The organism is Streptomyces thermovulgaris, from assembly GCF_002155915.1.
Lineage (GTDB): Bacteria > Actinomycetota > Actinomycetes > Streptomycetales > Streptomycetaceae > Streptomyces > Streptomyces thermovulgaris.
Genome location: NZ_MUME01000065.1, coordinates 8,902 through 18,963, shown reverse-complemented (window position 1 = coordinate 18,963; position 10,062 = coordinate 8,902). Strand labels below are relative to the sequence as shown.

Below are 10,062 nucleotides of genomic sequence, written 5' to 3'. Positions count from 1 at the left end.
CCGCGGGTGCGGGGAGCAGCTCGCGCCGCTTCACCACGGCGAGACAGGAACGGGACCATCCCCGCGGGTGCGGGGAGCAGGCTGTGTGAGCTGCGGGTTTTCTAAGGGCACACGCAGTTTTGAACCACTTTCTTTGATTCCGGCAAACAAGGCGGAAGGGACACTGTGACTATCGCCTCCTGCCGAAGCGGCGGCGTTTGGAGGCCCTGCTCCAGCCGGATGGTGGTTCGTTGCGGGAAGTTGCCGCAGGGGCCTGTGCGTTGGGGTTGGGGCGGTGGATCAGGGTCATGCCCTCGTGGTCGATCGGGTGCCAGGCATGGTCGTGGGTGCGGAAGGTGAAGCCCTGTTCGTTGTTCGTGGTGTGGGCCAGAAGGGCACGGCCCTGGCCTGCGTACTGCTGGACCTCCGCCCAGAGCACGTCGCGGATTCGGGCCGATGGGTTGCCCACGAACACGCCCGCCGAGATCTCCAGCAACCAGCGCGTGAGGAATCCCCGGAGTCCGGCCGGGCAGTTGGTCAGGACGATGACCGTCACCAGCTCACGTCCTCGTAGTAGTCATCGGGTCCATCGTGGTTGATGCCGGAGGCCACGAGGTGACCGCCGTCGGTTTGAAGGGTGACCACGTCCCGGTCACCGCTGTGGTCTGCGGAATCCGCCGTTTCCGGCAGCAGAAGGCGTTTGATGTCGTCCACGCACCGGTCCAACAGGCCCGTTTCGTTGATCCGGTCCCGCAGGGCGCGGCGGGTGCGGGGGCCGATGTCCTCCTCGCCCTGGGCTGCCACGTCGAACGCGAGCGGTATGCCGATCTCCGTCTTGTAGAGGTCGGCGATGTCCAGGACGAACGACAATTCGTGGCCGGAGTGGATGAAGCCGAGAGCCGGGCTGCATCCCAATGAGGTGATGACGGCATGCGAGATGCCGTACATGCACTGGGCGGCAGCGGTGATGGCCTGGTTGACGGCGTCGCTGCCGGTGAAGTCGCCCGGGACGTACCGGCGGCCTCGCCAGGGGACGCCCGTGCGGGCGGCCTGGGCGCGGTAGCACTCCTTGACGCGTTTTCCTTCCCGGCCCAAAAGTTCGCGCCGGGTGAGGCCGGTGGGGTCCTCGTCCGGGAAACGCAGCCGGTACATCCGTCGTGCCACGTCCAGGCGGCTGCGCGGGTTGGCCCACTGCTGGGCCTGGGCCTCCATGAGGGCGGAGGAGCGGCTGAGGGCACGGCCGGAGGCGTAGTAGCGCACGCCGTGCTCCCCGACCCAGCAGACGGCTGCGCCCGTCTCTCCCAGCAGGCTCATGGCCTGGTGGGTGATGCGTGTTCCGGGCCCGAGGAGGAGGGTGCCGATGGTTGCCGACGGGATGTGGGTGGTGCCTTCCGCGTCCTGAGCCGTCACGGCGTTGGCGTCACGGTGCACCGTACAGCGTTCCAGGTAGAGGAAGGAGAGGCGCTCACCGGTGCGGGTGAGCTGTCGCGGGGTCAAGGCCGGGCGCCGGGAAACCGTGGTCATGACGCCTGCCGGGTGGCCTGTGGGATCGGAGCCAGGGTGAGAAGGCCGCAGCCGTACGCTCTGGCCCGGCCGATTCCCTGGGTGAGGGTGCGACGCAGCGCTTCGGGGTCGGTGACCTCCAGCCGCCCCTCGAAGGTGACGGTGACAAGGGTGACCGGTCTGCTTCGGCGGCTGCCGTCGGTGACGCGGGATTTGTTGAAGGTGAGCGTGCGTGTGGCACCGACGGAGAGTTCGTACCGGTCGCCGTGGTGGCGATGCCCCCGATGGGTGGTGCCGTCGGGCAGCAGCCGTGCGTCGTGGGGCTTTTCGAGGATGCGGAAGCCGCCGCGCTTCTGGCGTTCGGGATCGAGCAACCAACCCATCTGGTGGATCGGTGTGAGATGGGCAGTGATCTTGCGGGGTTCATCCTCTGTGCGGCGGACGGTGTGCACGGGGTTCGCTGTCAGCCGGAACGCCCAGTGGTCGCCTGTGCTCAGGCGTTCGAGGAACGGCCCGTAGGGTTTGGTCTGCCAGCCGCGGTGCTGTGGGTCGTCGGCCGCTGCGGCGGGCCAGCCGGCCTGTTCGACCAGGTGGGTCAGGTCGGGCCGGTCGGGGCTGACGATGTAGAGCAGCACCTCTGCTCGGGCTCGCTGGTCCACACGCCACAGCACCCGTGGCGCATCCGGACTCGGCCTGTCGGTGGGCAGCAGGTAGGGGAAGGAGGACATGACGGCCGCGTGCATGGCCTGCGGTGAGGAGAGGAGGCGGCGGGCTCCGGAGCGTGCGGTGTTGACACGGAAGCGGGTGAGGAACATCAGGCGTTCTCGTCCTCCAGGGCATCGAACGGCTCGTGCGCGCGGTTCTCGTCCAGTGGGGTGGACACCACGGGCACGGTGGTGGTGACGACGGTGCGCAGAGCGTGGCGGCGGTGCGCGGCGGCGAAGCTGAGCGGCTGGTCGCGCAGGACGTCCGCGGCTCCGGGCTCGTCGGTCGCCTTCTCCCGGAGGACGGTCAGCGTCTTCGGAGGACGGTGGCGTCTGCGGTACCAGTCGGATGCCTGCCAGGGCACGTCCTTCAGTACCTCTTCCAGCCGGGCGTTCTCCCGCAGTGCGAGGTCGACCGGTCCGGCGGGCGGGCAGGAGCGGCGGCCGAGGAAGGGCGGGTACACCGGGGCTCGCAAGGCGGCGTACAGGTCGGCGAGCAGAGCGTGTTCGCCCTCGACGGCGGCGACGAAGACCGCGTCGGCGAGGTAGAACCGTTCGGACAGAGGCATGGACTTGCCGGTGACGCCGTGGTGCGCGGTGTGGAAGTCCCTTATGCGGGTGCCGGGTTGGTCGATGCGGACGCCGAACCGCAGTGCGGCCAGGGGTGCGAGGCGTGCGTCGTCGTCGCGTTCGATGCCTGCTGCGGCGGCAAGCAGACCGATGACCCCGCTCTTCGTGGGAGCGGACTCGGTGGTGCGGCGGGTGAAACGGGAGGAGGCCCCCCAGGACTGCAGGGGGCCTGCCAGGCGGAGGACGAGCACGCTCGTGCGGCTCATGCGGACTTCTCCAGGCGCTCCGCCACGGTCCGGCCGACGGCGGTGACGAGTTCGTTCAGGGTGTCGGCCTCGGTGCCGAGGTCCGCGAGCTTCTGCGTGGCGGAGCCGACACGCAGTACCCAGGTGAGGGTGTTCTCCTTGTCGCCGTAGGCCCGTTCGACGTCCTGAACGTACGCGGCGAGCCGGTCGGACGCCTCCCGCAGATGCCCGTTTCCGTCGCTGCGGACCGGGTCCTCGAAGGCGGCGACGAAGCTGATCGGCCGAGTGGTGCGGAGCTTGACGACGACGGCGTCCGGATGGGTGTGGTGGCCGAACGTGTTGATCTTCCCGGTGGGCAGGGAGGTGACGAAGCTGTGGACGAACGCCTCGACTGCTCGGCGCACGGGCTCGGTGCGCGGTTCGTCCTCGCGCAGCCCCTGGCCGAGGTTGGCCGCGAGCTGGTGCACGCCGAGGGTTGCGTAGCGGTAGAGGGTGGCGGAGTTGAAGTCGACGGTGCCGATCATGCCGGCGCCGGTCTCCTCGTCGGTGTTCTCGTCGTCGACGGCGGTGTAGTAGTCGGTTTCGTTCTCCACCCGGTGGACGCTGATGGCGTGGGCGACCTGCACTGCGGCGTCGACGTTGATGTCGGCGACATCGGCGACCATGCGGCCGAAGAGTGCGATGTCCACGGAGTGGCGGGTGTCCGCGATCTCCTTGGCCCGCTCCTTGTTCTTCTTGTCCTTCAGGAAGGCCGTGATGTCGTCGGCGCCTTCGAGGGCGAGGCGGGCCAGCCCGTCGAGCTGGCGTGCGCTGAGGAAGACCAGGTACTTGGCCTCGGGGGCGGGGGCGGGAGCACCGTCCTTGGTCTGGTCGGCCTTCCGCTTGGGGATCTCGGTTTTCAGCCCGGTGGCCTTGATCGTCTCGTCGGCGAGCCGCAGCGCCACGTCGGCTGCGAGAGATGAGTCGAGTTCCGTGATCCGCCCGGCGAGCAGTTCCACGATCTTCTTGGTCCGTACGCCGAGTTCGGCGGGTTCCAGCAGGTGCTCGTCCTTGAAGCAGGTGCGCATGGCCCGTTTCCAGGCCTGGCTGGAGACGCGGGCGCGCGGCACTCCCCCGTAGACGGCTGTCTTCGGCGCGCCGGTGTCGTCCCGGTTGAGGTTGCTGGGCGGGACGGTCTGCAGGGCGTGCACGTCCAGGAAAATACGGTTCACAAGGCGTCCTTGTCTGTGTCCGCGATCGTGTGCGTGGTGTTCTCGTCGGAGGGCTCGGGCTGCTGCCAGGCGTGGAAGGAGCGGCCCCATTCCCGGCGGACGGCGCTGGGGCCGCCGGGCCATTGCCAGGTGTAGAGCTGTCCGGCGAGCAGGCCGTAGTCGAGGGGGATGTCCGCGCGGCGCAGCAGGACGAGGATGTCGCGCAGCCGCTGGGTCAGGGTGGTCAGGTCGGCCGCGGTGCCGGCCCGTACCAGGCGTTTGCGGACGGGCTCGTCGATGTCGTTCGGCGGCATCAGACGCCGGACGGCCGCGCCCAGGCCCGTCGGTTGCTTCTGGGTGTGCGCACGGTGCATCCGCCGGCCGCGTGACTGCTGGTGCAGGGCCCAAAGGGTGAGGGCCGCGTGCACGGCGTTCTCCGCCCGGGTCAGTTCCTGCTCGCTCAGCGGCCGGAGTTCGCCGGTGCGGATGTGGAGCGGGCCCGTGTCGACCAGGCTCCACAGGTCGGGTACCTCGGCGGCGTCCCGGCCCGCGCCGCGGCGCAGACGGGCGAGTACGGCGACGTCCTTGGGATTGTCACGGAGGTAGCCCTCCTGCCACGGGGTGATCCGTTCCACGGTCAATTCGGCGACCCGTGCGCGGACTGTGGGCAAGGCTGTGGCAGTGGTCATGCGTGCACCTTCGGGTCGGTCGTCGGGTCGGTCGCGCGGTGATCGGGGTCCGGCCGTCCGGCTGCGGATGTCCCGGGTGAGGGCGGGTCTGCGTCACTCCGTTCACCGCCGGGCCGTCCATCGGTGCGGTCGGGGTCTCCCAGCGCCCTGGCCAGGCGCGCACGGAACCATTTGTCGGCGAGGCCCGCGTTCAGCCACTGGGTGCCTTTCCCGTCCGGGACGGTCCTGCCCTGCCAGGCGGCGTCACCCGCCGCCGCGACAAGACGGTCGCCGAGCCGGAGGATCATGCGGCGCACCTCGCGCTGCCAGGCGCTGCGCTGTTCGAACGGGTCGGTGGCCTCGGCCAGGGCGGACAGCCAGTCGCGATAGGGGGTCTCCAGCGCGTCGAATCCCGCTTCGTGAGCCGCCGTGCGAGGTCCCTCCTGCTCGCTTCCGGCCGCCCGTGCCAGGTCGGCGGCGAGGTCCCCGAGGACTCGCACCGCCCGTTCGGCGTCCTCCGCCGCACCGATCGCCTGCCGGGCGTAGGTGCGGTCCTGCCGGTGGAGCAGGACGAGCGGCATCGTCAGATGGTCGTCGACGACCTCGTCGATCACGGACTGCTGTGTCCCGTACACAGCACCGATCACTCGGGCCCGGACGAGGAAACCGCGCGGCAGCCGTCGTTCGGTGACCAGCCGGGCGATCCATTCGAGGACTCCCGGGCGCAGGCAGGACGCCGCCTCCGCTCCTTGTCCCTGTTCCGCCCGGTCGGCGATGAGGGCGGCAACACCGCGCCAGGCCGAAAGGGCCGGGTCGTGCCGGCGGGGCAGGTAGACCGGTGACCGCCGCAGCTTCTTCTCCTGGGCGGTGCTGCGGCGCCAAGCGGTCATCGGCTCCCGGCGGTGCATGTTGTGGGAGGTGAGCGGGTCCCCGTATCCGAGAACGACACCGTGGACGCCGTCCGCGTCGTAGTGCAGGCGCAGTCGGCGGGACTGCCAGGTGTAGAGGTCACGCGGTCCGGTCGCGGTGCGTTCGGCACCGCCCGGACCGCATGGCTCGCGCCGCCAGGCCGGCCGGTCGTGCGCGGTGATGTCCAGTTCCTCGGTGTCGGCGGCCACCAGGTTGAGCAGGAGGGTCTCGCGCAGTGTGTCCCCCTCCACGTAGACGCCTCCGAGCTCACCGGCCCATCCGGTGCCGAGCGGGTAGACCTTGCCGCCCTTGACACGGTCGTCGCCGACCGCTCCGGTCTTGATGCCGGAGGTGTCGTAGGCGTGCGCGTGGACGACCCAGCGGGCCGCCTCCGCGAAGGTGAGCCGGTCCACGGTCGGCATCCGCGTGGTGAAGAACGGCTCTCCGTTGGGTACGTCGGCCACGATCCGGTTGAGGGAGAAGACCTCGTCCTTGGCCGTGCGCAGCCCCGAAGTCTGGAGGAAGGGGGTCTCGGGGTGGAGGAGGTCGAAGCGCCCGCGGTGAGCGTCCAGATACGCCTGGACGGGTGCGAAGCAGTCGGGATCGCTCCACAGGTCCGCCCAGTCCTCGATGTCCCGGGGGCCGTCGAGGGCGTCGTGCGCGACGGCCAGCAGCAGGCGCACGAGGGCGAATTCCTGGGTGGCCAGATCCCCGACGATCCGCCGCAGGTCCCCTGCCTGGGAGAACACCTGACCGAGCGATAACTCGTCCTGTGTGCCGTCGCATCGGAGCACCCCGATCCACGGCCTGCGGGTCAGGTCGAAGGACGGCGTCTGGCACGTGCTCGTCCCGGGCGGTTCAGTCACATCGGTCACGGATCACCTCAAGGCCGTCGAAGCGGCTGTAGCGGAGCAGATAGCCTGCCAGCCGGGTCTGACAGTTCTCGTCCAGCGCAAGAATCAGCTGGTCGGAGAGCCATGGACTGTCCTTGCCCTGCCAGGCGGGCAGATACAGCTGCTCCAGTTCCTCGATGGCCCTGTCCAAGGTCTCGGCGTAGGAGAACTGCAGGGGAAGCCGCAGTCCGCAACTCGCCGCCGTCCGGCCCGCGAACGGTGGGGGCGGTTGGTCCTGGGGCAGTTCGATGGCACCGCGTGTCCTGCCCTTGTGGTCCGCCTCCAGCCATGGCAGGGTGACGAGGCTTCCGTCGGCGCGCCGCTGCACGACGACGACCTCCAGGCTCTCCCGGCCGTCACGGACCTGGGCTCGCCCGGCACGGCTGTCGTCGGCGTCCCCCACTCCTGCCGTGACCCAGCCGAACAGCGGCCTCCCCGGCCTGCCGACGTCCCCGAGGCGGAACACGGAGGCACGCTCGGCCTGTCCCTCCCGGTGCTCGTCGAACCGCTCCCGTGCCTCCTTGAGCGCGTCGGCCCACTGTTCCGGCACCACCGGTTCCTGCCCGTACGCGCCCTGCACGAGGGTGCTGATGTCCGTCGGCAGCCGTACCGGCCGCTCCGGCCCGCCGTCGAGATGGGGCAGCAGCACCGCGGCCGACCGCAGCAGCGGGTACAGCCCGTACACGGCGACCGAGCCCCGCACCGGCTCGGGCACGCCCTCCTCCGCCCGATCGGGCCAGTCGACGCCGGTGAGCAGGCATCGCGCGGTCCGCAGCCGCTCGGGCCGGGCGCTCTGGTTCTCCCCGCGCCGGTGGCGGTGCAGCCGGCCCATGCGCTGCAGAAGCAGGTCCACCGGGCACAGGTCGCTGACGAGCAGATCGAAGTCCACGTCCAGGGACTGCTCGGCCACCTGGCTGGCCACGACGATGTGCCGGCCCACGGGGCGATTGGCCTTCTCCGGCGGTCCAAAGCGCTCGAGGAGTTCCTTGTCCTTGGCCGCCCGGTCGACGTCGACGAAACACGAGTGCGCAACGGTGATCCGGTCGTCGCCGAACCTGTTCCGCAGCGCACGGGCGGTCTCCAGCACCCGTGCGACCGTATTGCGCACCACCAGGGCGCAGCCACCGCCGCCGAGTTCGCTCTCGAGCCGGTCGGCGAGGGCGTCCAGGTCGTCGGCGAGCCGCTCGATCCGGACGTCCGTGGCCCGGGCCGACGCCTCCGGGGCACGCACCACGGGGGCACCTCCGGGGGTGACGGCGGTGAGCAGCGGATACGCATCGGTCTCGGCGATCTCCGCGGTGTCCCCGGCGGTCCGGCCCGCATACGCCTCGACGAGCTCGCGCCGGCGCGCGGCGGGCAGGGTCGCCGAGAGCACCACCACCGGAACCCGGTAGGCGCCCAGCCATGCCAGGACCCGGTCGAGGTAGGTGCTCATGTAGGTGTCGTAGGCGTGCGCCTCGTCGATGACGACGACCTTGCCCGCGACGGCGAGATGACGAAGCGCCAGGTGCCGGCTCTTCAGTCCCGCGAACAGCAACTGGTCGATGGTGCCTGCCACGAACGAGGCCAGCATGGCCTTCTTGCGGCCACGCAGCCAGGTGTGCGCCACGAGTTCGGCGTCCGCCTGCTGCCGGCCGTCCCGTTGCCGTCGTTGCCGCTCCGACGACGCGTCCAGGTCGACGGCGGCGACTCGGCCGCTCCGGGCCATCAGGCCGACGAAGTGTTCGTTGAGGGCGGCCTTGGAGTGGGCCAGGTGCACCGAGTAGCGCGAGCCGTCCGCGGTGGGCAACCGCTTCAGCCAGTCGAGCAGGCGGGGGAACATGGCGTTGCTGGTGGCCATCGTGGGCAGGGCGAAGAACAGTCCGCCCGCGCCCGAGCGCGCGGCGAAGATCTCGGCCACGGCGAGTGCGGCCTCCGTCTTGCCCTCACCCATCGGGGCCTCGACGATCAGCAGGCCCGGGGTGTCCATCTCCCGGGCGAGTTCCACGGCCGCTTCCTGTACGGGGCGTATCGCCGCCCCTGCGGGAAGTTTGAAGCGGCTGGTGAACAACTCCTGTGCTGTCTCGGTGGGTTCGTCGGCACACCAGGGCTTCGGCAGATCCAGCCCCTGCCAGGCGGCGGCAAGGCGCTCCTCGTCGCTGCGGGACGCCCCATCAGGAAAGTACGGAAAGAGATCGGGGTTGCTTGCGATCCAGTCGGAGACGATGACCAGGGCGGTGAGCAGCACCTGCACGGGCTGCGGCAGCTTCACCGTCCGCCATGCTCCAAGCCGTCCCTCCACGCCATAACGGTGGGCGCAGGCGTCGAGCAGTTCGGTCTGCGCCTGCCGCCAGACCCGGCTGCCGGCGCCGGGGGTGCGCAGCAACTCCTCGTGCTCGTACAGGGCTTTGATCTGCCCGTTCTCGGGCGGCACCCCGTGATGACCGCCGACGACGACCGTGAACTGCCCGGTTCGGCCGGGTGGCCAGCCGTGCCGTTCCTCCAGCCACTCCTCCAACAGCACTTGTCCGGCCAGGCCGTGCGGAGCGAGCCGACGGTCCGGCCCCATCGCCTCGGCCGAGCACATATCCAAGCCGTGATCGCGCATTGCATCGGCAAGCTGGTCGACCTGGCAGGCGAACGCGGGCGTGGCCTTGCCGATATCGTGCACCCCGGCGAGCCACACGGCGAGAGCACGCGCATCCGCCTCACCGCCCGGCAGCACCTCAGCGACCAGCTTCCGCACCCCCGTGGGAAGCCACTGGTCCCACAGCAGGCCGGCCACTGCAGCGCTGTCCTCCATATGTCGCCACAGCGGCAGCCACCCATCGGTGCCACGGTCGTGTTTGGCCCATACGGCCCGAGCCGGCCCGCCGAGCCTGTGCAGCAGGCTGCTGCAAGCCCCTCCCCCACTGGTCATGCGAGCAGGTATACACAGGGCGGGCGCTCTTTCACACCAGATCTTCGAAAAAGGGCGGTTTCCGCAAACCATTCCCGCAGATCGCACCCAAAGAGCATGCTGGTCGCGTAGAATTTACGGCTCGCTCCAGAGCAATTGACGACCACTCACACCATAAGCCCCCAATGCCCTATTTGCCGTTTTCAGCGAAACTCTCCAAAACCGCAACCATGGAGGAGTAAAACCCCAGCTCAGCCAGCCTGCTCCCCGCACCCGCGGGGATGGTCCCCGGCGGGAGCGAGTTATTGCGTAATGGAACATCTGCTCCCCGCACCCGCGGGGATGGTCCCGTTGTGTCCAGAGTACGAGAGATCAGCGCTCCCTGCTCCCCGCACCCGCGGGGATGGTCCCTCCGTCTTCGCATTGTCCCTTGCGTAGACTATCTGCTCCCCGCACCCGCGGGGATGGTCCCGATCCGGCATGCTTCCCTCTCTAGTACCGATACTGCTCCCCGCACCCGCGG

The 10,062-nt window shown here is 69.7% G+C and carries 8 protein-coding genes; all 8 read right to left on the bottom strand.

Translation table 11 applies throughout. From position 1 onward, the window contains the following. Positions 1 to 169: 169 nt before the first annotated feature. From cas2e to cas3, 8 genes are read right to left on the bottom strand one after another with little or no spacing between them, the layout of a single operon-like run. Positions 170 to 535 (bottom strand): type I-E CRISPR-associated endoribonuclease Cas2e, encoded by a 366-nt coding sequence (gene cas2e, locus CCN35_RS06845; RefSeq protein WP_067394117.1) that lies wholly within the window; start codon positions 533 to 535, stop codon positions 170 to 172. After that, positions 532 to 1,503: a type I-E CRISPR-associated endonuclease Cas1e gene (gene cas1e / locus CCN35_RS06840; protein ID WP_067394114.1), complete on the bottom strand. Its 972-nt coding sequence runs from the start codon at positions 1,501 to 1,503 to the stop codon at positions 532 to 534. Before cas1e ends, cas2e begins: the two co-directional genes overlap by 4 nt. Beyond that, entirely contained in the window at positions 1,500 to 2,297 is a 798-nt protein-coding gene (gene cas6e / locus CCN35_RS06835) for a type I-E CRISPR-associated protein Cas6/Cse3/CasE (protein ID WP_086791848.1), read from the bottom strand. The genes cas1e and cas6e overlap by 4 nt, the downstream gene beginning before the upstream one ends. Then, positions 2,297 to 3,022 (bottom strand): type I-E CRISPR-associated protein Cas5/CasD, encoded by a 726-nt coding sequence (gene cas5e / locus CCN35_RS06830; RefSeq protein WP_086791846.1) that lies wholly within the window; start codon positions 3,020 to 3,022, stop codon positions 2,297 to 2,299. The genes cas6e and cas5e overlap by 1 nt, the downstream gene beginning before the upstream one ends. Beyond that, complete coding sequence (gene cas7e / locus CCN35_RS06825; protein ID WP_086791845.1) at positions 3,019 to 4,212, bottom strand: type I-E CRISPR-associated protein Cas7/Cse4/CasC; 1,194 nt, start codon at positions 4,210 to 4,212, stop codon at positions 3,019 to 3,021. The genes cas5e and cas7e overlap by 4 nt, the downstream gene beginning before the upstream one ends. Continuing rightward, positions 4,209 to 4,880 (bottom strand): type I-E CRISPR-associated protein Cse2/CasB, encoded by a 672-nt coding sequence (gene casB / locus CCN35_RS06820; RefSeq protein ID WP_067394102.1) that lies wholly within the window; start codon positions 4,878 to 4,880, stop codon positions 4,209 to 4,211. The genes cas7e and casB overlap by 4 nt, the downstream gene beginning before the upstream one ends. Beyond that, complete coding sequence (casA, locus tag CCN35_RS06815; protein ID WP_245863038.1) at positions 4,877 to 6,643, bottom strand: type I-E CRISPR-associated protein Cse1/CasA; 1,767 nt, start codon at positions 6,641 to 6,643, stop codon at positions 4,877 to 4,879. The genes casB and casA overlap by 4 nt, the downstream gene beginning before the upstream one ends. Continuing rightward, positions 6,627 to 9,443: a CRISPR-associated helicase Cas3' gene (gene cas3 / locus CCN35_RS06810; protein WP_236560609.1), complete on the bottom strand. Its 2,817-nt coding sequence runs from the start codon at positions 9,441 to 9,443 to the stop codon at positions 6,627 to 6,629. The genes casA and cas3 overlap by 17 nt, the downstream gene beginning before the upstream one ends. Positions 9,444 to 10,062: the final 619 nt, after the last annotated feature.